18 protein-coding genes are annotated in these 22,240 nt (G+C 36.6%); 10 read left to right on the top strand and 8 right to left on the bottom strand.

Going from position 1 to position 22,240, the window contains the following annotated elements; all coding sequences use genetic code 11:
• Nucleotides 1-137 precede the first annotated feature (137 nt).
• The 3 genes from EKM66_RS00310 to EKM66_RS00320 are packed head-to-tail and all read right to left on the bottom strand — an operon-like array spanning nucleotide 138 to nucleotide 2,402.
• The gene (locus EKM66_RS00310; protein ID WP_125760500.1) at nucleotides 138-1,094 is read right to left on the bottom strand and encodes a LacI family DNA-binding transcriptional regulator; all 957 of its coding nucleotides are present in this window, start codon (nucleotides 1,092-1,094) and stop codon (nucleotides 138-140) included.
• A gap of 3 nt (nucleotides 1,095-1,097) precedes the next feature.
• On the bottom strand, nucleotides 1,098-1,904 hold the full coding sequence (locus EKM66_RS00315; protein ID WP_125760502.1) for an HAD family hydrolase: 807 nt from the start codon (nucleotides 1,902-1,904) through the stop codon (nucleotides 1,098-1,100).
• A 30-nt stretch (nucleotides 1,905-1,934) separates the two neighbouring features.
• On the bottom strand, nucleotides 1,935-2,402 hold the full coding sequence (locus EKM66_RS00320; protein ID WP_125760504.1) for a PTS sugar transporter subunit IIA: 468 nt from the start codon (nucleotides 2,400-2,402) through the stop codon (nucleotides 1,935-1,937).
• 174 nt (nucleotides 2,403-2,576) lie between these two features.
• Here EKM66_RS00320 and hisJ point away from each other — a divergent pair, with 174 nt between their 5' ends.
• The 3 genes from hisJ (at nucleotide 2,577) to EKM66_RS00335 (ending at nucleotide 5,404) form a co-directional block, all read left to right on the top strand.
• Nucleotides 2,577-3,413 carry a histidinol-phosphatase HisJ gene (hisJ, locus tag EKM66_RS00325; protein ID WP_125760506.1) on the top strand — a complete coding sequence of 279 codons (837 nt, stop codon included), beginning with the start codon at nucleotides 2,577-2,579 and terminating at the stop codon, nucleotides 3,411-3,413.
• A 232-nt stretch (nucleotides 3,414-3,645) separates the two neighbouring features.
• Entirely contained in the window at nucleotides 3,646-4,371 is a 726-nt protein-coding gene (gene hisA / locus EKM66_RS00330) for a 1-(5-phosphoribosyl)-5-[(5-phosphoribosylamino)methylideneamino]imidazole-4-carboxamide isomerase (protein ID WP_125760509.1), read from the top strand.
• Nucleotides 4,372-4,480: 109 nt separating this feature from the next.
• Nucleotides 4,481-5,404 carry an AEC family transporter gene (locus EKM66_RS00335; RefSeq protein ID WP_125760511.1) on the top strand — a complete coding sequence of 308 codons (924 nt, stop codon included), beginning with the start codon at nucleotides 4,481-4,483 and terminating at the stop codon, nucleotides 5,402-5,404.
• 328 nt (nucleotides 5,405-5,732) lie between these two features.
• On the opposite strand, the gene EKM66_RS00340 is transcribed toward EKM66_RS00335, so the two are convergent.
• From EKM66_RS00340 to EKM66_RS00350, 3 genes are all read right to left on the bottom strand, one after another.
• Nucleotides 5,733-6,707 (bottom strand): MucBP domain-containing protein, encoded by a 975-nt coding sequence (locus tag EKM66_RS00340; RefSeq protein WP_125760513.1) that lies wholly within the window; start codon nucleotides 6,705-6,707, stop codon nucleotides 5,733-5,735.
• Between the two features lie 237 nt (nucleotides 6,708-6,944).
• Nucleotides 6,945-8,171 carry an MFS transporter gene (locus tag EKM66_RS00345; protein WP_125760515.1) on the bottom strand — a complete coding sequence of 409 codons (1,227 nt, stop codon included), beginning with the start codon at nucleotides 8,169-8,171 and terminating at the stop codon, nucleotides 6,945-6,947.
• A 214-nt stretch (nucleotides 8,172-8,385) separates the two neighbouring features.
• The gene (locus tag EKM66_RS00350; RefSeq protein WP_125760517.1) at nucleotides 8,386-10,626 is read right to left on the bottom strand and encodes an ATP-dependent Clp protease ATP-binding subunit; all 2,241 of its coding nucleotides are present in this window, start codon (nucleotides 10,624-10,626) and stop codon (nucleotides 8,386-8,388) included.
• 294 nt (nucleotides 10,627-10,920) lie between these two features.
• On the opposite strand from EKM66_RS00350, the gene EKM66_RS00355 reads away from it, so the two are divergent.
• Together EKM66_RS00355 and ptsP are read left to right on the top strand one after the other, a co-directional pair.
• The gene (locus EKM66_RS00355; protein WP_125760519.1) at nucleotides 10,921-11,187 is read left to right on the top strand and encodes a phosphocarrier protein HPr; all 267 of its coding nucleotides are present in this window, start codon (nucleotides 10,921-10,923) and stop codon (nucleotides 11,185-11,187) included.
• A complete protein-coding gene (ptsP, locus tag EKM66_RS00360; protein ID WP_125760521.1) occupies nucleotides 11,187-12,911 on the top strand; it encodes a phosphoenolpyruvate--protein phosphotransferase in 1,725 nt (574 codons plus the stop codon). Before EKM66_RS00355 ends, ptsP begins: the two co-directional genes overlap by 1 nt.
• On the opposite strand, the gene EKM66_RS00365 is transcribed toward ptsP, so the two are convergent.
• Nucleotides 12,878-14,557, bottom strand: a complete 1,680-nt coding sequence (locus EKM66_RS00365) for an IS1182 family transposase (RefSeq protein WP_125760523.1) — start codon at nucleotides 14,555-14,557, stop codon at nucleotides 12,878-12,880. The genes ptsP and EKM66_RS00365 overlap by 34 nt on opposite strands.
• A 256-nt stretch (nucleotides 14,558-14,813) precedes the next feature.
• Here EKM66_RS00365 and EKM66_RS00370 point away from each other — a divergent pair, with 256 nt between their 5' ends.
• From EKM66_RS00370 to EKM66_RS12890, 4 genes are all read left to right on the top strand, one after another.
• Complete coding sequence (locus EKM66_RS00370) at nucleotides 14,814-15,332, top strand: SLAP domain-containing protein (protein ID WP_125760525.1); 519 nt, start codon at nucleotides 14,814-14,816, stop codon at nucleotides 15,330-15,332.
• A gap of 158 nt (nucleotides 15,333-15,490) precedes the next feature.
• Entirely contained in the window at nucleotides 15,491-16,423 is a 933-nt protein-coding gene (locus EKM66_RS00375) for a hypothetical protein (protein WP_125760527.1), read from the top strand.
• A gap of 102 nt (nucleotides 16,424-16,525) precedes the next feature.
• Nucleotides 16,526-17,200 (top strand): HAD family hydrolase, encoded by a 675-nt coding sequence (locus EKM66_RS00380; protein WP_125760529.1) that lies wholly within the window; start codon nucleotides 16,526-16,528, stop codon nucleotides 17,198-17,200.
• 99 nt (nucleotides 17,201-17,299) lie between these two features.
• Complete coding sequence (locus tag EKM66_RS12890) at nucleotides 17,300-18,271, top strand: glycoside hydrolase family 73 protein (protein ID WP_125760531.1); 972 nt, start codon at nucleotides 17,300-17,302, stop codon at nucleotides 18,269-18,271.
• Nucleotides 18,272-18,325: 54 nt separating this feature from the next.
• Here EKM66_RS12890 and EKM66_RS00390 read toward each other — a convergent pair whose 3' ends face one another.
• A complete protein-coding gene (locus EKM66_RS00390) occupies nucleotides 18,326-19,387 on the bottom strand; it encodes an SLAP domain-containing protein (protein WP_125760533.1) in 1,062 nt (353 codons plus the stop codon).
• Nucleotides 19,388-19,938: 551 nt separating this feature from the next.
• On the opposite strand from EKM66_RS00390, the gene nrdJ reads away from it, so the two are divergent.
• Nucleotides 19,939-22,179: a ribonucleoside-triphosphate reductase, adenosylcobalamin-dependent gene (gene nrdJ / locus EKM66_RS00395; protein WP_125760832.1), complete on the top strand. Its 2,241-nt coding sequence runs from the start codon at nucleotides 19,939-19,941 to the stop codon at nucleotides 22,177-22,179.
• The last annotated feature ends 61 nt before the right edge of the window (nucleotides 22,180-22,240 follow it).

Below are 22,240 nucleotides of genomic sequence, written 5' to 3' on the forward strand. Positions count from 1 at the left end.
AGCACTGCCTAAGGTAACTAAGGTGCCACGAAGTGGCGCATTAGTTATCTGTAGCAGGCGAAGTGATCTGACTTTCGTAGCTCGTTTCAGAATGTTTCAAAGTCCTGGAGACTATAACAAACAAAAAAACCATCGAATTAATTTTCGATGGCTTTTTGCTGCCGAAAGATGAACTCAGATTCTACAGGTAATTGCTTTGTTTGGTTGTTAATAGCCAGTCTGCAGGCCAATTTTCCCACTTGTTGGAAGTGATGGTTGATGGTTGGAATGTTCAATATCTGACCAGATAATTGATTCTCTTGACCTATCAGCTGTGGAATCTCCAAACTATTATCAAGATAGAATTGACGAACACCAGCGGCAATATCATCACCATTGGTAAAATATACATCTGGATATTGATGATTTGCGTGAAACTGTTTTGCGGCGCTATATCCGTCTTCAAAAGTTGTGACGTTGGTATTTAATAATTCATTTTTGGGAGCGGTGTTGAAGACTTTTTCATACGCTGAAAAAGTCTTTTGAGCAGTAGCGCTGACAGTCGTATCACGGCTTAGTAGTATCGAAATTTTTTTGAAATTATGTAATTTGATCCAATTAAGTGCATCGATATAGGATGATTCTCTCATGGTATATGCTGCAGCAATGTCATATTCACCGGGATTCTGGCAACAAACGATGGAACCATATTGTTTGTACTTGTAAATTTTTTCCAAAGGAAGTCCGTGTGACGTGAAGATTATTGAATCATAAGCTTTTCTGCGTAGTCGATTCAAATATTTAAGTTCTGTTTTGGAATCAAACTTAGACGGAAGCAGTACAATGCGATATCCAGAAGCGAAGGCCTCATCCATGATTCCATCCACCAGTTGAGTGTAGTATGGATGCTTATTGTGCGGCAGGACTACACCGATATCACAAGTTTTGCCGTTGCTCAGATTTCTAGCAACGTCATTAGGTGCGTAGTCGTATTCTTTAATGATTTTTTTAATAGTTTTCCTAGCTTTTTCAGATACATAGTCGTTATTGTTGATAACTCTTGAAACCGTGCCTGATGAATAACCACTAAGTTTGGCAATATCACGTATATTCATGAATCACACTCCAAGAAAGTTTTGAATACCATAAGCAACGCCGTCTTCATCGTTGGTTTTGGTAATATGAACGGCATACCTTTTTACTTCATCCATGGCGTTTTCCATGATGATCGGTGTATCAACCATCGTTAGCATAGGGATGTCGTTGTGACCGTCTCCAAAAGCTGCCATATCGGACTTTTCAAGATTGTTGAGTTCTTGAATATAACGAATACCACGAGACTTCTTCGCCTTGTCACTAGTGATCTCCAGATATCTGTTACCAGATTGTTGGATACTTACACCGCTCAAATGCAGATTGTCCAAGGCCTTCAAGATAGTATTCATTTCATCGTCTGTTGTGGCAATAAACATTATTTTGTAAATATCTTCGTCAGTTGTTTTAAGAAATTCGGGATAGTCGACAATATCAGGATGGTGGAAAGTTAAGCTTGTTTCTAGTTGAATACCATCATCAATTTGATCGGTATACCATTTGGTGTCGGTGTATAAACTTAGGCTTATGTCATTAAATTGCTTTCTAATGTTGAGCACAATATTTTGGACGATATCAGTTATCATTGGATTCTCAGTTATTTTCACAATTGAGTCACCTTTTCGTTTGTAAATAAGTCCACCATTGAAAGCTATTTGAGCACTTTTAAGACCGAGTTTATCGATCGTATCAAACATTTCCATTGGCGCACGTGCAGAAACCAAAGTGAAGGGAATGCCGCAAGCTTTGATAGCCTGAATATTTCCTTCACTTATGAAGCCTTTTTCATTTAATAGAGTTCCATCCATATCGGAAAAGATTTGTTTTATCATTAAATAAATACTCCTAAAATTAGTTGCCCACTAGTTGTTTACCTTTTGAGCGATGGAGTCTTCAACTAATTCAACTAGTGAATCCGGATCGTCAAGACTATCTTGGAACTTGTCAACGATTGCAGGATTTGCCAGATCATCACGAAGATCCTTTACTATATAATGATAATCTTTTTCGTGACTATTTCTAGGCATAATTAAAGCGATTACAACATTTACCGGCTGATCATCCTTTGAACGCCAGTCAATATCATCATCAAAAGTCAGAACAAAGGCAATAGGCTCGTCAATATCTGATGAGTTAGCATGTGGAATAGCAACCTTGCCACCAAAGGCAGTTGATCCAGCTGCTTCACGTGCTAAGAAGCCACTTTTGATTTCTTGTTCATCAATGTTAAGTTTGTTGGCGATAACTTGCGATATTGTAGATAGGATTTGAATTTCATTAGCTTTTGGTAAATATATTTTTGTAAAGACATTTCCAGTTGTTAGTTTCATAATAATACACTCCTAAATTATGTTTACTCGTGTATCGACGTCGTTTCACGGTGTTATTCTTAACTACAACTGGAGTGTAAATTGTGGAACGCGTTCCATGTCAAGTGAAAATCTACTTTATTCGAAAACGTTTTCTGTGGTTCAATTAATCTAATCAAATATAGGGGGCATTTTATGTTAATGGATGGACATACACATACTGAGTTTTGCCAACACGGCAGTGGGGAATCCGCTGAAGAGATGATTCTTCGTGCAATACAACTTGGTATGAAAAAATACTGTATCACTGAACATGCACCGTTGCCATCAGATTTCAAAACAGTTTTTGAAGGTAATCCGAAAGTTGTCGATACTGGTGCAATGGCACTAACTGATTTGCCAACTTATATGCAGCAGATGAAACGACTACAAAAAAAGTATGCTGACGAAATAGAAATATCGATTGGGTTCGAGGTTGATTATTTAGAGGGATTCGAGGATTGGACTAAGAGCTTTCTAGATGAGTACGGCTCACAAACACAAGAAAGCATTTTGTCAGTTCACTTTATGCAAGGTAAGAATGATAAGCAGTGGGGAATCGATTATGACACCAAGGACTATGGAGAAGGATTTGAGCAATTTTTAGATGATCCGCAACATATCTTCAGACAGTATTATTTAACGGTTAAGAAGTCAATTGAAGCTGATCTAGGTGAATATCGTCCACAGCGTATTGGTCATATGAGCTTGATTAGAAAATTCCAAGATTATTTTAATTTAGTTGAAGACTATGATGCTAAAAACATGCAATTGATTACAGAAATACTTCATGAAATCAAGCAACAAAACCGAGAATTAGACTTAAACGTTGCCGGATTGTACAAGCCACTTTGCAATGATTATTATCCCGGTAAACAAATAACACAACTTGCTCAACAGCTTGATATACCGCTTGTATATGGTTCAGATGCACATGATATATTGTCGGTCGGACATGGACAGCATTTGGTTGAATCAGCAATTTTATCTTGACAGAAGGGTTTAAGAACTCTATTATTAATTTTAAATTAAATAATTATTAAAAATACTAATTTAAATTTAATAATAGTCATTCGAACAGAAAGTCCCCTAAGCTGGAATCACGTATCAATGAATATCCTCTTAGCAAATTATTTTGTTTGCTGAGGGGATTTTTTATGCAATATATTAAATTAAATGAGTATTTGAACTGTTTTTACAAAAAATTTCAAAGGGTGGTTGAGATATGATTTTTCCGGCAATTGATATACATAATGGTAAAAGTGTTAGGTTGTTTAAAGGGGATTATCGGAAGATAACGTTGATCAATGAGAATCCAGTCGAACAAGCACAAGAAATCTTGAATTCAGGAGTTAATCAGTTACATATCGTAGACTTAGATGGTGCTAAATCAGGAAAGCCTGAAAATTATGAGATTATCAAGCAAATCCGTCAGAGCTTCAATGGTTTCATAGAACTTGGTGGGGGCATTCGAGATTATGTTATTGCACACGAATATTTGGAACTGGGAATAGATCGTATAATTGTTGGCTCAGCTGCTGTTGAAGAACCGGGATTTGTTAAAGATCTATTGCAAGAATATGGGTGCGAAAGAATTGTCATCGGAGTCGATGGAGTTGACGGTAAGGTATCTATCAATGGTTGGGTCGATCAGTCTAATATTGATATGGAAGATTTGATCAAGGTCATGGTCGGTAATGGTGCTAAGCATTTTATTGTGACCGATGTTTCTCGTGATGGAACGATGACTGGACCTAATCTTGATTTGCTTTGGAAGCTGAAGCAAGACATGCCGCAGGTCAACTTGGTAGCAAATGGTGGAATCAGAGATGAACGTGATCTGCATCGTATGAAAGCATTCGGTATTATTGACGTTATTATAAGACGAGCACTCTATGAAGGCACGATTACTTTGGAGCAGATTTCTGATTTGGAGAAAAAAGCTAGTTAAAGACATTGTAAAAAAAGTCTAATGAACAATTGCGTAATTTGATATATGATTGTAAATAGAGAGTGAAAATGTTTATTTTCTCACTCTTTTTTTGTTGAAAGGATCATATATGAATATAGGACAAATTACGAATCAGATTATCTTAATGTTTTGCTTGATGCTAGTGGGAGTGCTGATAAATAAGTTCAAATTTATGCATGCTCAAACTTCTAACGATTTAACTAATATTTTGCTATATATAGTTTCACCATGTTTGATTATCAATGCTTTTGAACAAAAGTATTCTGCTAGCAGAATTAATCAATTTATTTTGGTTGCTATTGGAATTGTAGTTTTTTATGTTATTGCAATTATTGTCTCCAAATTGATTTTTGGACGTTTGGAAAATGAAAATCTTAGACGGATAACTCAGTACGGAAGTGTGTACTCCAACGCTGGATTCATGGGAATTCCGTTAATAAGTGCCTTGTTTGGATCTAATGGAGTTTTCTTTGCGGTTGTTTCATTGGCTGGATTCAATATTTTTAGTTGGACTCATGGAGTTTCATTATTCCGAGATAAGGATGAGAAAATTGATTTTAAAGAGATAATTTTGAATCCAAACATCATTGCAATCGTTGTTGGATTGTTGATGTTCGTGTTCTCATTGAGACTGCCCGGAACTATTAATACTGTGGTCAAGTATGTTGGTTCGATCAATACACCATTGTCAATGATCGTTATAGGTAACAGCTTGGCAAATATTAAGTTTAGTCGTGATATGTTTGATAAAAATATTGGTTTGACATTAATTTTGAGGAATTTAATTTTGCCGATCATTATGGTATTTTTGCTTAAATACCTGGGTGTCACAGGGATTGCGTATTATACGACGATTATTATGACGGCATGTCCTGTTGCGGGAATTGTTGTGTTGTTCACACTACAGGCACATGGGGATGCTGGACCGGCTATTTCTTTAATGAGTATTTCAACGATTTTAAGTTTGGTTACGATACCGTTGATTTTTGCAATTGGTGGTTTTGTTTTGTAATTTAGTTGGGAGTTCTGTTGTCGCTTGCGGTCGAAAAAAATTTGCCTGCCGTGTGGACCGGTGCGAGCCAAAGTGCGGTCTCTCACCTCGACTTGAAGCTTTGCTTTGCAAATCTCCAAGCTCGTCCTGTGGCTTTCGCCACACTCACGGCTGGTAAACTTTTTTTCGACCTCCAGCTTGTGAACCATTTTGGTACTTATTTATGTAGTACTTGCAGATTTTGGCTGAAGTTGGTCCCACAGCAGACTTCGTCCTTCCCAACCGTAGGCGAAAACAACGACAAAAAGGCCTTGAAGAGAACACCTCTTCAAGGCCTTTTTTAACACAATTATAAATTCAAATACTTACTTTCAATGTAATATCCATCTTTTAACTCAGCCCAGACGCTATTGTTGTCTAGTTGAATCAAACGTGTAACGAATACTTCTTGACCACCGAAGTAACGGTGATTATCCATTGTACCGTATGGAGTTTCCCATGCAGTCACATTTTGATCAGAGTAATAAAGGATCTTAGCTGATCGATTAATGGGCATACTATCGATAATTTGATAAATGTAGCTAATGTTATTAGCGTTGGCACTTAACGGACTGTCGATTGCCTTTTTTTCCTCAGAATACTGTTTCAAAATGACAGAAGAAATATTTTCTGAGCTAGGAATCCAAGTACTGCCACCCAAGTTATACCAGATGGTGTTACTGTATGTTTCTTTAAGAGCTTTATATACACGCCAAGTGGAATCATGAGGCAATGGTAATTGAAGTGGATTTTTACTGCCTGGTTCCTCAAAAACGTCGACATTTTCATTAGTTCGTACAAATAGATCTTTTTTGATTTCATATTTTACGAATGGAATCGTATTATAGACGAATTCATATTCTTGAACTTGACTAGAAAATTGTCCTTTGGATTTCTTGGGATAATCGACCAAGAAACGTTCAGCTTCAGCTAAAGGCTTGGCTTGATAATCCTTATTTAATTCACCATAGATATATTGTGGATCAGAAATCAATTCACCATTAGTATTACGATGATAAACAACAACAGGAGCAGCCATTTGTTTGAAGTAAATCAAGTAAATGCCGTCTGGATTCGGAATGAATGTTTGTTGAAAATTTTGAACAGATGAAAGGACATATCCTGGAATTGTTTTCCAGGGCATATCCAAATTATCGTTATAGTGACCTTGTAATGTAACAGGCTCGGCAAGTGGAGTCCCAACTGAGTCGATATAATTAATCGTAATTTCGACATCGTTGCGAGTTATTTTTTTAATTTTAGAAGAAACTAGGTTATTGTTCATATTTGTATCCCCATTTTTCGGGGAAGTGGATCTCTTGTTAATTTTCCCCATAATTTAACCCCTTCAATGTACTTTTAGATTAGTGTAATTCTATCATAATAAAGTAGGATAATTATTGGATTGAAGCCTTGTGGGGGATAACTTAAATGAAATATAAAGAAGACTAAAGAAAATTTTAAGAAATAGAAATAATCGGAAAAAACAAGAAATTATAAATATTTGTATTTTTTTTGTTACTTAATTTGTGTCAACACTTCTGCCATTTACAATGTAGTTGTAAATTACAAAGGCAAACATTATTATGCCACTGACTATCAGTAACCAATTAGGCTTGTATGCAAAGGTAGTCGCAATGATTGTACCAATTGGCATAGCTACTTGCGATGCTCCGAACATGAATGAGAACACCCGCCCTTGAATCTTTTCAGGTACTGACGACTGCATGTATGTACTCATTGGTATTTCCATAGATACGAGCGAGAATCCCATTAAGATTGAGAATGTATAGATCAGTAGAAGACTTGATAGCTTGGGAAGAATGGATGTTGATATTATTCCAAAGAATAGTAATGAAGCTGAAACACTCAGCATAGCAAGCATACTAGCCTTTATCGGATCTTTTATTCGTGTAACCACTGAAAGACTTAGACCAGCGAGAATTGAACCAATTCCGACCATTGTTTGTTGTAGTCCGTATTGTTCGTTAGTAAATTTCAAAATATGAAGCATCATAAATGGTAGTGCGATATTTGAAATGGCTAGAAATATGTTGACTCCAACTGACATTGAGATTGCATATAACAACTTTCGTTCTTTTTTGATTGTGCTAAATATTTTGAAGTCATGATTGAAAACCTGGGTGCTTTTGCCATCGGTAAGGACCGTGACAGCGTTGAAGTCTATTTGTAGCATTAAAGTTAGTGAGAGCACGATAGTGACTATTCTTATTGAGATCATATTATCCATTCCAATAAGGGAGTACAGTGCAGCTCCAAGTGCAGGTGAAAATATTTGAGCACATGAAGAGGCAAGTCTTTGCAGAGAGTTCAGCTGCTGCAGATGATCATCTGGAACCAAGTGTACAACGGATGCTTGATAGGCTGATTGCTCAACTAAGTTTAAAATGTTAATGAGTATTAATACTATTAATGTGATTAGGAATTTTGTAGAAATATTTATATTCAATCTTAATAGTACAAAGTAAAATAATGTGACGAAGAATTCCGCAATGTATGCATATTTGAGGATTGTCTTATGTTTATACTTATCAACTAGCTCACCGACTTTATTGGACAGAAAAAAGGCTATTAGTGGAGATATGATTTGAGTTCCGGCAAACCAAAGCGGGGATGATGATTCTCTCAAAACGTATAGGTCGATTGCAAATGAGAACATTCCATTTCCAAATCCAGATATGAAATCCGCAGAGGAAGCTAAGTAAATTTGTTTTTTGAATTTATTCATAGATTATCGTTCCAATCATTACATCAAAATGTTTATTTTTAATACTAATCCAATTTAATTAGAATATCAATAATATTAATTTGCAGAGGAACAGGGATTTGCAGAGTACCTAGAACCTTAAATCAATATAAATGAATTGAAAATTAGAGAATGTCTAATTTTAGGAATAAAAAAGGATTCGAGAAATTAATCTCGAATCCTTTTTTTAGTTAATCTATTTATTTGAACTTTCTGAAGTTTCACTAGTTTCAGTTGCTTCAGGGGCATTATATTTACCAATGGTAATTTCACCCTTAACAATCTTAGCTTCAAGTTCCTTTTCCTTAGGATTATCCAAGAAGTAGTCGGCAACCTTATCTTCAATCTGTTCCTCGATGACTCTTCTCAATGGACGAGCACCCATCTTAGGATTGAATCCAAGATCAACTAACTTCTCCTTAGCATCCTTAGTAACGTGGATACTCAAGTTTTGATCAGCAATCATTGCATTGGTATCATCTAACATTAAGTCAACGATCTTCATCAAGTTAGCCTTAGTTAATGAATTGAATTCGACAATGCCGTCAAATCTATTCAAGAACTCTGGTTTGAAGAATTCTGACAAACTATTGATGATTGAATGTGTTTTACCTGAAGCTTCAGCACCGAATCCAACGTTTGCTTCTTGCAAGCCTTGTCCAGCGTTTGAAGTCATGATAATGATAGTATCCTTGAAGCTTACTGTACGTCCTTGAGAGTCAGTCAAACGACCATCATCAAGAATTTGTAGGAACATATGCATTACATCGGGGTGAGCCTTCTCGATTTCATCCAATAGGATCAAGCTGTATGGATTACGACGAACTTGTTCAGTTAATTGACCAGCTTCTTCGTAACCAACATACCCTGGAGGTGAACCGATGAGCTTAGACACACTATGCTTCTCCATGTACTCAGACATGTCGAAACGAATCATTGAATCCTCAGTACCGAACAACTCACGTGCTAATTGCTTAGCAAGCTCAGTCTTACCAACACCAGTAGGTCCTACAAATAGGAAACTACCAATTGGGCGTCCAGACTTATTGAATCCAACTCTGTTACGACGAATTGCTTTAGATACTTGACTAACAGCTTCGTCTTGTCCAATAATGTGGCTCTTTAAGTCAGAATCCAAGTTCTTCAATTGTGATTGCTCATTAGATTGAAGTTCCCCGACAGGGATGTTTGTCTTCTCTTCAACAATATTTTGAATAGCTTTTTCAGTAACGATACTTTTATCAGCAGGTTCTTCATTAGCACTATTCTTCATATCTTGGAACTTAGTTACTTGATCACGATAGTAAGCAGCTTTTTCATAATCTTCATTACGTAGGGCAGCTTGCTTCTGTACTTCAGCATCAGATATCTTGTTGTCTAAGTCAGCCATATCAACATGATTGATTTGCAAGTTCTTCTTAGAACCAGCCTCATCGATCAAGTCAATAGCCTTATCAGGCAAGAATCTATCTTGGATGTAACGTGCTGATAATTCTGCAGCAGCTTTAATAGCTTCATTAGAGTACTTAACGTGATGGTAATCTTCGTACTTAGGTTGGAGACCTTTAAGAATTTGAACAGTTTCTTCGACAGTAGGTTCATCAACTTGAACAGGTTGTAAACGACGTTCAAGAGCTGAATCCTTTTCGATAGTTCTGTATTCATTCAAAGTTGTAGCACCAACTAGTTGTAGATCGCCACGGGCTAGGGCAGGCTTCAAGACGTTACCAGCGTCCATACCACCTTCAGCGTTACCAGCTCCAACAATTTCATGGATCTCATCAATAAATAGGATGATTTCCTTACTCTTTTGTAATTCTTGAATCAATTGTTGCATACGTTGTTCGAATTGACCACGGACACCAGTTCCTTGAACCAATGAGACGACGTCTAGACGAACGACACGTTTATTTTGTAATTTTTCTGGGACATCTCCGTCAGCAATCTTTTGAGCAAGACCTTCGACAACGGCTGTTTTACCAACACCAGCCTCACCGATTAGAACGGGGTTGTTCTTTGTTCTTCTATTTAATATTTCGATTACACGGTTAATTTCTTTATCACGACCGATAACAGGGTCGATTTGGCCTTTTTTAGCCAATTCTGTTAAATCAACACCATATTGATCTAGCACACCATTACCATGACTGCGTCCACGGTTATTATTTCCGTTTCCACCGCCAGTTTGGGTTTGTGGACCTTGTTGTTGTTCAAAACCATTAGCGGATTGACCTCCGCCGTTGTTTAAGGCATTGAACAAGTCTTCAAAACTTGAAAAGCCGTATGGATTTTCTGCCATATTATTCATACCTTCGTTAGCTTGATTTCTTAGTTGTTGATAGCAATTCTGACAGAGGTTTATTTCTGTACGTTGACCATTAACACTTGTATACAAATGAATTGTAGCTTCATTCTTGTGACAATTTTGACAAAGCACTTGCACCCCACCTTTCTGTCTCATATACAATACAACGGTAGTATATAACTTAGCACTCGGGTATTGCAAGTGCTAAGTCTTGAAAATTTGTAGAAAATTATCATTATTTTTTTGTCACAAAATTGAACGCTTACAAAACACTTGCATGTAAGCGTTGCATGGCTTATTATAACAAGGGTTTATCAAAGGTTTTTTTACAAAAGTCTTGTGAAAGAATCTATATAATGGTAAATTAATTAGTGAATATTTGTAGATTTACTACAAGAATTTTAAAAATATGGTGAGGTATTTATTATGGAAAAGAAAGATTTTCACATTATTGCAGAAACAGGAATCCACGCACGTCCAGCTACAATGTTAGTACAAGCTGCTAGCAAGTTTACTTCAGATATCAACATTGAATTCAATGGTAAATCAGTAAACCTTAAATCAATCATGGGTGTTATGTCACTTGGTGTTGGCCAAGGTGCTGATGTTACAATTACTGCTGACGGCGACGATGCTGCTGATGCAATTGCTGCTATTACAGATACAATGACAAAGGAAGGACTTGCTGAATAATGGTTAAAACTATCAAAGGGATTGCAGCTAGTGATGGTATCGCAACTGCTGAAGCATACCTTTTAGTTCAACCAGATTTGTCTTTCGATAAAAAGAGCATTTCTGACACTGACGCTGAAGTTAGTCGTTTAAAGGATGCAATCGCTACATCAGATTCAGAACTTACAAAAATTAGAGACGTTGCCAAAGAGTCTTTAGGTGAAGAAGAAGCACAAGTTTTTGATGCACATAAGATGATTTTGGCCGACCCTGAATTTACAGGTGCCGTTGAACAAGAGGTAAAAGATAAGTCAGTTAATGCTGAACAAGCACTTGATGATGTATCAAAGAACTTCATCCAAATTTTTGAAGCTATGACTGATAATCCATACATGCAAGAACGTGCTGCCGATGTACGCGATGTTACAAAACGTGTTATGGCACACCTTCTTGGTGTTGAACTACCAAATCCTTCACTTATCGATCATGAAGTAATTATCGTTGCTCACGATTTGACACCTAGTGATACTGCTCAATTAAATAAGAAGTATGTTAAGGGATTTGTTACTGATATCGGTGGACGTACTGCTCACTCAGCTATTATGGCTCGTTCTTTGGAACTACCAGCTGTTGTTGGTACTAACACAATCACAGGCGACGTTAAAGAAGGCCAAACTGTTATCCTTGATGGATTAAACGGTGCAGCTATCGTAGACCCAACTGATGATGATATCAAGAAATATGCTAAGTTAGCTAAAGACTTTGCTGCTCAAAAGGCAGAATGGGAAAAATTGAAGAATGAAGCCACAGTTACTGCTGATGGCAAGCATTTTGATATTGCTGCTAACATTGGTACTCCCGATGATCTTCAAGGTGTTATTGATAATGGCGCCGAAGGTGTTGGACTTTACCGTACAGAATTCTTATACATGCAATCTGAGGAACTTCCTACAGAAGATGCCCAATTTGATGCATATAAGAAAGTTCTCGAAGGTATGAAAGGCAAGCCAGTTGTTGTTCGTACAATGGATATTGGTGGTGACAAACACTTGTCATATCTACCACTTCCAGAAGAAATGAACCCATTCTTAGGTTACCGTGCTATCCGTATCAGTTTGGATAGACAAGAAATCTTCAGAACACAATTAAGAGCCTTGCTCCGTGCATCTGCATTCGGTCAATTACGTATCATGTTCCCTATGATCGGTACTTTGAACGAATTCAGATCAGCCAAGAAGATTTTTGAAGAAGAAAAAGCTAAGTTAGTTGAAAAGGGTGTAGAAGTTTCTGACAACATTCAATTAGGAATGATGATGGAAGTTCCTGCTGCAGCTATTCTAGCTGACCAATTCGCTAAAGAAGTTGACTTCTTCAGTATCGGTACTAACGACTTGATTCAATATACAATGGCTGCTGATCGAGGTAATGAACATGTTTCTTACCTATATCAACCATACAACCCTTCAATCTTGAGACTAGTTAAGCACGTTATTGACTCAGCTCATGCAGAAGGCAAGTGGGCTGGTATGTGTGGTGAAGCTGCTGGTGATAACATCATGGTTCCATTGCTACTTGGCATGGGTCTTGATGAATACTCAATGAGTGCTACATCTGTACTTCGTGTAAGAAGTTTGATGAAGAAGTTGAGCACAGCTGATCTTAAAGAATTAGCTGATCGTGCAGTTAACGAATCAATTACAAATGAAGATAATCAAAAACTTGTTGAATCATATATCAACAAATAACAACTAAAAGAGGCTGTGACATAAGTGGTCTCTAAAAAATGAAATATGGACAAAAACCGCTTTTGGTTTTTGCCCATATTTTTTGTTTTGTCTTTATTCCTTACCATTGATACTAATTTTAAGATGTTCAATGCCATTACTACGATACCTGCTTCTTTTTTAACCTTTTCAAGCCCTCTGACTGAGAACCTGTTGAAATGCAAAGAAGCCTTCATCTTACCAAAAACTGGCTCTACGTCTGTCTTTCTTTGTCCGTAGATTTGACCTGTTTCTGGAGCTGAAAGTAATTCTCTCTGTTTTGCTTTGTGATATTCCCATGTCGGATTGACCATGATTGTTCTGATATTTCCCTTTGGGGTTAGTGACTCAGGAATTACTTGTTGGTCGGTCGTGTATTTTTCCGCTTGATATACTTTGAAATATCTTTGGAATCCGTATTTATCGGTTCTTGTGGTATATCTTATAAAATCAAATCGTATGTTCTTTGGATCAAGATAATAGTCATCCTGTTCATGGTAGTCCCAGTTCATTACCTTTTTGTCATCACTCTTCCACTTACGACTGTTCTCTTTGAGCATAGTTCCGTATGGTGCAATCAGTCTTTGGTTATCTAACTTATCTTCACAATAAGTATAATTTCTTTCTGAACCGTAACCAGCATCCGCTACAATTGTTTGTCCCAATGTTCCTCTTATATTCAAGTGTTCAATGAATGGTATAAGCGTTCTTGTATCTGTAGGATTTTGAAACAACTGATATCCCGTAATGAATTGATTGCTTGTAGCCAGTTGCCAGTTATAGGCTGGTTTTAATTGACCGTTTTGCATCGGATCTTCTTTGACACGCATGAAAGTGGCATCAGTATCGGTCTTTGAGAAACTGTTTCTTTCCCCAAATGTTTCACTTTGAATTTGATGCTCAATCATCTTATCGCGACGCTCACTGATTTTTCTTTTCTTTGATTTTAAACTGCGTCGTTCCTGTTTATCAGGATTAGGGGATAATTTTGGATTATCCTCAATACGTTCATTTAATAGGGTTAATCTGTCCTCAAGCATTGAAATAACTACATTTAAAGATTCTGGAGTTATATCTGAACCATCGGGTACTTTATCAATCAATTTAGCTTCGTGAAGTTCGCCTAATAATGAGACTAGTTGTTCTCGGTTCATTTGATCATATTGGATTGTTTTCTTCTTCCAAACAAAAGAGTATTTATTGGCATCAGCCACTATCTTCGTGCCATCAATAAAGGAAACCTCGTCGATCAATCCTTGTTTCTTGAGGAAAACGGTAAGATTAATAAGTCCTTGATCTATCAATGAGAACAATTCTTCAGAGATACGGAATCTACAAATAGTCCGGTAGGATGGTACTTGACCAGATGTAAGCCAACCTGCAGGTTTATTTTCTTCTGCGAATAATTGAATTTGTCGGCTACTAAAGATTCCACGTGTATAGGCAAATAAGACCAGTTTCAACATTGCACTGAGGTCATATTCACGTGGTCTTCCGAATACATATGAATTATCGAGTTCAAGCTGCTCAACTAAAGCATTAATATATCTTGCTGGATGATTTTCTTGAGGCTCATAATCGAGTTGTACACTTAAGGTCATCTGATTCATGTTATAATAGTTTTGCATTTTGTTATTTCCTTTCGAGGAAGTACTTAGAGTATCGGGTGCGACCGGTGCTCTTTTTTTATTTCTATATTGTACCAAAAAGGCGCTGTTTCAGAACCTATCGGTTCTAAAACAGCGCCTTTTGTTTAGAGACTTATGTCACAGCCTCTTTTTTGTACTCTTTGTCTATTGAATTGGTTTCTAATTATTTGTACCACGATTATCATGGTGTTATTTTAGCGTCGATTCAAATAATAATCGTGAGGCTAATGATAATATGAAAAAGAATTTATTTAAATCAATTACTATAGGATTAATGACGATTTCACCAGTATTATTAATGGGGGCAACTAACCTAGGCGAGATTACAGCTGATGCATCTGGAACACCTGAGAATCCTGAGGCTGATGTGAAATGTGCTTATATATCTGGCTATAGCGAGGCAGTTTATAATAGTAAAGGAGCTATTACCGAATACTTACCACATGGAACTTCTTGGAGATTGGGTAAAGCAATCAGTATTCAAGGCAAGTATTATTTTGAAGTTGGAACAGATGAATATATTGACGGTGCAGATGGTGGTACTGATTGGTACACACCTTATTCTGGTACAGTTCGTGTAATGACCTCTCAACCAGCACCATTATATACAAAGTATGGAACTAAGATTATGAGCCGTGCTTTAGCATCCGGAACATATTGGCATAAAGATAGGGTGATCAACATTGGCGGAACTTCTTATATGAGAGTGGCAACTGATGAGTATGTTTGTGTATCAGATGCAGCACCTGTTTAAAATTTAAAATTAGATGATAAGATGCAAGTCTCGTGAGAGGCTTGTATTTTTTTAAAATTTTTGCACAGCCATTGTAAACGGTCACTATCCTCTGATACCATGAGAATATAATATAGTATTTCGATATTATAAAATTTGATAATTAGGGGAGAGTAATCGTGAAAAAATCTATCTTGGCTATTAGTTTGGCATTAATGGGAACCTTAGTAACTACCAGTGGTGTAGTGAATGCTTCGGAAAAAACATACACATTTGAGGCTGCTAAAACAATATTTGTGAAAAGCACGTCAGATAAGAATGATGTTTATGAAATGAAGAATGGGAAAATTGTTAAGACTAATAGTAAAGTGGATGTTTACGATGATAAAGGCACTCCCAAGTATTGGAAAGTTAATAAAGTTAATGTAAATGGTAAGAATTGGTATCAAATTGCTGAAAACAAATATTTCAGTACTAAAGGTGCCGATGTGCTGGATGTAAGTAAAGAAACCGAGTCTAATCCTGATGAAATCAAGTATGCTAATTACACACCTGATCTACCTACTTACAATGGTAATGAAATAGTTTATATCGCTGCAGACGCTAAGTCAGATAGTATGTCGATTGACCTGTACAAAAATGTGAATGGCAAATTAGTTGATACTGGCAGAAGTGTAAATTCTGCCAAAGGATTCTCAACACAATATTGGAAAGCTGATAAAGTTAATATTGGTGGACAAGATTGTTGGCAGGTTGGTGATAACTTGTACTTCAATTCACCACGAGTTGAAGTGTTGAATACAAAGTTAAATGATGCAGCAAGTGTTACTAATTATGGAAATTATCCAGATAGTAGTTCAAATTCTACATCAGATAGTGTTTCAAATGAGATCTTCTTAATTAATGCAAAAGGAGACTATGTTCCAGTTATGGCTTTGCAAAATGACGGGTCATTCACCAAGATATCCAATCGTGCCTTGATGAGCAATACTAACTGGAAGATTGATAAGATCAGAAACCACAATGGTAAGATTTATGCTCGTGTCGCTACAAATGAATGGATCAATGTAACTGATTATGCCGTTCAAAATCAAAGAAATTATATCAATTAGATTATTAAGCAGAAGTACATCTAAGGATGTGCTTTTTTTATTTTATATAAGTGTAAGGGCTTTCTTGATATAATATAATTAATTCGTTTTGGAGGAGTAAGGATGATAAAAGCACTGATATTTGATATGGATGGTGTTGTTACAGACACTGAATATTATGATCATCAAGTCCAACTAGATTTTATAGAATCACTTGGTGGACATGCAACGGATGAAGAGACTGCAGGACTGATCGGTAAGTCATATGATGATTTTTACAATTCAATCAGTGAATTTTTACCTGGGACATATACGACTGAAGAAGTTGAGGAAATGTTTGATAAGTTTTCTGAGGAAAAATATCGAGATCTTGATTATCGTCCATTATTCAGAGAGGACATTGTGGACGTATTGAAGTTTGCAAAGGCTAATAATGTCAAATTAGCAATGGCGTCATCTTCGACTAAAAAGCATGTTGAGGAGGTTCTGGAACAATGTGGAATACTGAATTACTTTGATGTCATCATCAGTGGTGAAATGTTTGAGAGTAGTAAACCCAATCCAGATATTTATTTGTATACTTTAAAAGAATTGGACGTATCAGCAAAAGAAGCAGTTACTGTTGAAGATTCATATTATGGGATTAAAGCAGCCACTAGCGCTGGTATTTATACTTTTGGATATCGTGAGACCAGGTTGCCAGTTGATCAAAGTAGAGCTGATAAAATGATTGATGGAATGACTGATTTGCTTGATGAACTACGACGGTATCGTAGTAAAGATAAGGGTAGCCTGTAAGATAAAATATTTTATGTAAACGAATTGTAACCGAAATGTCACCCTATGTAATGTTTTCGCGCGTTATAGTTGACGTGAAGATATTAGGGGAGTATTAAAATGAATAAAAAAGTATTATTAACGAGTGCTACTATTTTGGGAATCGTAGCTATGAGCTCAACTACCATGGCATCTGCCGCAAGTAATTCAGGAATTATAGCTGGACCAGAAGTAGATAAATCGGATCCAACAGTTGCAAGTTTTTCAGAATTAAATACAAATTTGAATCCAAACTCTAGTGAAAAGGCAATTGTCCAAGCAACTAATAACTATGCTAGTCCTGCCGAACAACAAGCATTCTTAAGTAAAGCTGTGCCAATAGCTCAGCAAGTCGCAAAGAAATATAATATTTATGCATCTGTCATGCTAGCTCAAGCAATTAATGAGAGTGGCTGGGGTAAGTCAGGACTTTCTACTGCAACGAATAATTTATTCGGAATTAAGGGAAGCTATAATGGAGCTACTTACACCGTCTCGACTAGGGAATGGAGCAGTTCAAAGGGATATTACTATATATATTCCAACTTTAGTAAGTATCCAAGTTATTATGAGTCATTTGATGACAATGGAAATAAACTTCGCAATGGTGTTGCATGGAACCACTCATACTATAGTGGCACTTGGAAGGAAAATACTTCATCGTATAAGGATGCGACTGCATGGTTACAGGGAAGATATGCTACAGAGCCTAATTATTCTGCAATTTTGAATAATACTATTCAAAATTATAATTTGACTCAGTATGATATTTCTACAAACGCAAACAGCAATCATAATGATTCAAACAATAAATCACCTGAGACAAATGGTGGAAGCACTGACGAGGTGCAACAAACAGGAACTGTTCGTGTGAATTACGCTCCGTATGCTAATATCTATGATAACAATGGTAAATTGGTTAGAAATCGAGCATTATCTAATCATTCAAATTGGTATTTTAATAAAACTAAAACAGACTCAAATGGTGTAGTTTGGTACCATGTTGCCACTACCGAGTGGGTTAGTGCTAATAAAGTAAATTTAATCAAATAACAAACAAAGGGATGCATCTCAAATTGAAGATGCATCCCTTGTTTAATTCAATTATTATTTAACATCTGTAGCAAAGTATGGTTCATAAGTTGCGTTCGTATAGACGCTCTCAGCCTGTGTATTGAAGGCATTAGCTGGAAGCCATCTATTACTATCGACTTTGAAGAAATACTTACCTTGATTGTTTTTGACGACTTGATAGACAGTGAATTGTGAACCAGCACCATACGGATTAGATACATATGTATTAGTACTGTTGTCATAGAAGTTTCGTGGTGCGGTACTTGTAATTTGGAAAGTGTTTTGATTGTTCTTTTCTTGCGGATCCTGATTGTTGACGACTGTTCCAGAAGCATTTCCGACCGTCATAGAACTTTCAGCAATCCATTGATTTGTAGCGACACGATAATAAGTTTCACCATCAACAACTTTTTTAGCACTCAACTTCCAAGCTGTGCCGTAACTGAAACTATTTTGAGTTATATTACCATTGTTGTCATAAGAATATGTTCCGTATTTGGTAATTGTGCCAACATAACCTGGAGTCGAAACTATATTAGTGTTGTTAGTTGTTGTACTTGCTTGTGGTTGAGCAGGTTTACCAACTTGAATGAATCCAGCTTCGACCCATTGGTTTGTAGCAACGCGGTAGTATGTGTTTCCGTTCGTAACTTTCTTAGCACTGACTTTCCAAGAAGTGTAATTGCCTAAGTATTTACCGGTACTGTTACCATTATTATCAACGATTGTGGCTCCACCTTTTAGAATGGTTCCAATATATCCAGGAGTCTTGATCGTTGTGCTGCTATTGGATGTTGTTGATACGCTTTGACCAGTGATATTGAGCGATGAGGCTTTGACCCATTCATTAGTAGCAACTTTGTAATAGGCAACACCGTTGATACTCTTTTGTGATCCTAGTTTCCAGGAAGTGAAGTTTCCTAATATACGATTGTTGATAACATTTCCGTTACCATCAACTAATGTTCCACCATTTCGTCTGACCGTGCCGACTAAGTTAGAACTAGCGTTAACATTTTGCGATGTATTGTTCATGGCTGATGTAGCAAGTAACAATGCTGCTGCAGCTCCGAGTATCATCGAATTGTTCTTCATAACTATGGTGCCTCCTAAATTTCTCTTACTACTATTGTAGTTGTTTGATTAGAGACCAATCTTAGTTGAAGGTGTTCTTATCAATTTCTTAACAGAGATTTGACTTCGATAGAAGATAATTACATGTGATATTTTTATGAAAATTACAGAGTTGCTTTCATAAAAATTTGATGGATAGTAATTTAATCATCAGAATGTTCAAGATTAAGTCAAGCATATTTCATGTTTTTTTGTTGAGAAAATTTGATGTCAAGTACTTGAAATGTGACAAAATATGTTAATTAAATTTGTCATTGCTTATCAAGTTATAAACATATTAGAATGGTAATTGCGGATTTAAAAAAACTTAAATGAATTAGATTGAATCAAAATTTAATTCCAAAAAAAAATTAAAATGAAAACAGATTTATAAATGTCCTAATTGACGGTGGTTCCAGCCTTCAAAAACAGGTTCAGTCGTTTCACTTACCAACTACCACATCTTGTTATATAATCTCAATTGAGATACCATATATTGTGTTGTAAAGAAATAATTGGAGTGAAGCAATATGATGAACTTATTAAAAAAGATTACGTTAGATGATAAATTTATTGAAGATGTTAAGGCAACAGTTAAGCCTCACTGGGGCGAACTAGGATGGGTCACATACAAGCGTACATACGCTCGTTGGATTCCTGAATTAGGTCGTACCGAAAATTGGTCCGAAACAGTTAAGCGTGTGGTTGAAGGTAATATTAATCTTGATCCTCGTTTGAAAGATGACTCATTAACAGATAAACAATATCAAGGCTTGATCAAAGAAGCCCAAGAATTATACAAGTTAGTTTATGGATTAGCAGCTACACCATCAGGTAGAAACTTATGGATCTCTGGTACTGAGTATCAGGATCGTAATGGGGATGCTTTGAATAATTGCTGGTTTATTGCAATTAGACCACAAAAATATGGTGATAGTCACATTGTTCCTAGTTATTTAGCTAAGGATCAAGTAGCTGTCTCTATGCCATTCTCATTCATGTTTGATCAATTGATGAAGGGTGGCGGCGTTGGATTCTCCGTTGTTCCTGACAATATGAAGAAGATGCCAGTTGTTGATAAGAAGGTTAACTTAACTGTCTTAATTAGCAAATCTAGTGCTTCATACGACGATTCAATCGCTGCAGGTGCAATTGATCGTGAAGACTACTTAAAGGATCACGATATTGCTGACGTTCGTTTCTACAAGCTTCCAGATACACGTGAAGGTTGGGTAATTGCCAACGCCAATATGATCGATGCTCATTTCAAGTCAACTAATGTTGATGATTATGATGATGTTGTATTGGATATTACAGATATCAGAGCTAAGGGTGCTAAGATCAAGGGCTTCGGTGGTACTGCATCAGGTCCTGTTCCGTTGATTGAGATGTTCTATGATATTAATGATGTATTGAATGGTGCTGTCGGCAAACAATTAACATCAGTTGACGGTACTGATATGGGTAATTTGATCGGTAAAACAGTTGTTGCTGGTAACGTTCGTCGCTCAGCTGAGTTAGCACTTGGTGGTGCTACAGATAATGACTTCATTACTATGAAACAAGATCAAAAGAAGTTATACCATCATCGTTGGGCATCAAACAACAGTGTTTCGGTTGATTCTAAGTTCAATGAATATCAACCAATCGCTGATTCAATTGTCCACAATGGTGAACCAGGAATTGTTAACCTTGAGTTGTCACGTAACTACGGACGTATTGCTGATGGTTATCAACCTGGAATTGACGATGCTGTTGAAGGAACAAACCCTTGTGGTGAAATTTCTCTAAGCAATGGTGAACCATGTAATTTATTCGAATTATTCCCAGTTATTGCTGAGAAGCAAGGCTGGAGTTTGGATGAAGCTTTTGGTTTGGCTGCTAGATATACTAAGCGTGTTACATTCAGCAGTTATGACTGGGAAGTTTCACGTAAGGCAATTGCTAAGAATCGTCGTATCGGTGTTTCAATGTCTGGTATTCAAGATTGGATCTTAAATACATTTGGTAATCGTGTTGTTACAGGATTTGAAGACGCCAAAGACGAAAAGGGCGTAGCTTATAAGAAACCAATTTATGACCCAAGAATCGTTAAAGAATTTGATAGTTTGTATCATTCAGTTGTTAAGGCTGATGAAGATTATTCAAATGAATTACACTGCAATACTTCTATCAAACACACAACCGTCAAACCATCAGGTACCGTTGCTAAATTAGCTGGTGTGTCAGAAGGTATGCATTTCCACTACGCTGGCTACTTGATTCAAAGAATCAGATTCCAAGATAGTGATCCATTGCTTCCTGCATTGAAAGCATGTGGTTACAAGATTGAACCTGATGTTTATACAAAGCATACAATGTGTGTTGAGTTCCCAGTTAAGGCTGTCAACGCTGACAATCCTAACTTTGCATCAGCTGGTAATGTATCGATTGCTGAACAATTCGCTACACAAGCATTCTTGCAAACATATTGGTCAGATAATGCGGTAAGTTGTACCGTTACATTCCAACCTGATGAAGCTGATGAAATTGCACCATTAATGTATCAATACAGACACATTACAAAGTCAACATCATTACTACCTTACAGTGGTGGTGAGTTCAAACAAGCTCCTAAGGAACCAATTAATAAGAAGATTTATTCAGAACGTGAATCAATGATCAGTGGAAATGTCGCAAAGGTATTTGCTGAGATGAATGATAATCACGATAAGAAGGGAATCGAATTAGTTGATCAATCTGACTGCGAAAGCGGAGCTTGCCCAATTAAGTAATTAATATTTTCAAGACCTTATTCAAAATGAATAGGGTCTTTTTTATTTTCATTAAATTTAC

It is taken from the genome of Companilactobacillus hulinensis (genome assembly GCF_003946555.1).
In the GTDB taxonomy this organism is placed as follows: Bacteria; Bacillota; Bacilli; order Lactobacillales; family Lactobacillaceae; genus Companilactobacillus; species Companilactobacillus hulinensis.

Bases quoted from the DNA above. Each gene is read 5' to 3' on its own strand.
- ptsP (WP_125760521.1), top strand. From the start codon at position 11,187: ATGGTTAAAACTATCAAAGGGATTGCAGCTAGTGATGGTATCGCAACT.
- EKM66_RS00315 (WP_125760502.1), bottom strand. From the start codon at position 1,904: ATGATAAAACAAATCTTTTCCGATATGGATGGAACTCTATTAAATGAA.
- EKM66_RS00335 (WP_125760511.1), top strand. From the start codon at position 4,481: ATGAATATAGGACAAATTACGAATCAGATTATCTTAATGTTTTGCTTG.
- nrdJ (WP_125760832.1), top strand. From the start codon at position 19,939: ATGAACTTATTAAAAAAGATTACGTTAGATGATAAATTTATTGAAGAT.
- EKM66_RS00380 (WP_125760529.1), top strand. From the start codon at position 16,526: ATGATAAAAGCACTGATATTTGATATGGATGGTGTTGTTACAGACACT.
- EKM66_RS00355 (WP_125760519.1), top strand. From the start codon at position 10,921: ATGGAAAAGAAAGATTTTCACATTATTGCAGAAACAGGAATCCACGCA.
- EKM66_RS12890 (WP_125760531.1), top strand. From the start codon at position 17,300: ATGAATAAAAAAGTATTATTAACGAGTGCTACTATTTTGGGAATCGTA.
- EKM66_RS00370 (WP_125760525.1), top strand. From the start codon at position 14,814: ATGAAAAAGAATTTATTTAAATCAATTACTATAGGATTAATGACGATT.
- EKM66_RS00390 (WP_125760533.1), bottom strand. From the start codon at position 19,387: ATGAAGAACAATTCGATGATACTCGGAGCTGCAGCAGCATTGTTACTT.
- EKM66_RS00340 (WP_125760513.1), bottom strand. From the start codon at position 6,707: ATGAACAATAACCTAGTTTCTTCTAAAATTAAAAAAATAACTCGCAAC.
- EKM66_RS00365 (WP_125760523.1), bottom strand. From the start codon at position 14,557: ATGCAAAACTATTATAACATGAATCAGATGACCTTAAGTGTACAACTC.
- EKM66_RS00320 (WP_125760504.1), bottom strand. From the start codon at position 2,402: ATGAAACTAACAACTGGAAATGTCTTTACAAAAATATATTTACCAAAA.
- EKM66_RS00310 (WP_125760500.1), bottom strand. From the start codon at position 1,094: ATGAATATACGTGATATTGCCAAACTTAGTGGTTATTCATCAGGCACG.
- EKM66_RS00345 (WP_125760515.1), bottom strand. From the start codon at position 8,171: ATGAATAAATTCAAAAAACAAATTTACTTAGCTTCCTCTGCGGATTTC.
- hisA (WP_125760509.1), top strand. From the start codon at position 3,646: ATGATTTTTCCGGCAATTGATATACATAATGGTAAAAGTGTTAGGTTG.
- hisJ (WP_125760506.1), top strand. From the start codon at position 2,577: ATGTTAATGGATGGACATACACATACTGAGTTTTGCCAACACGGCAGT.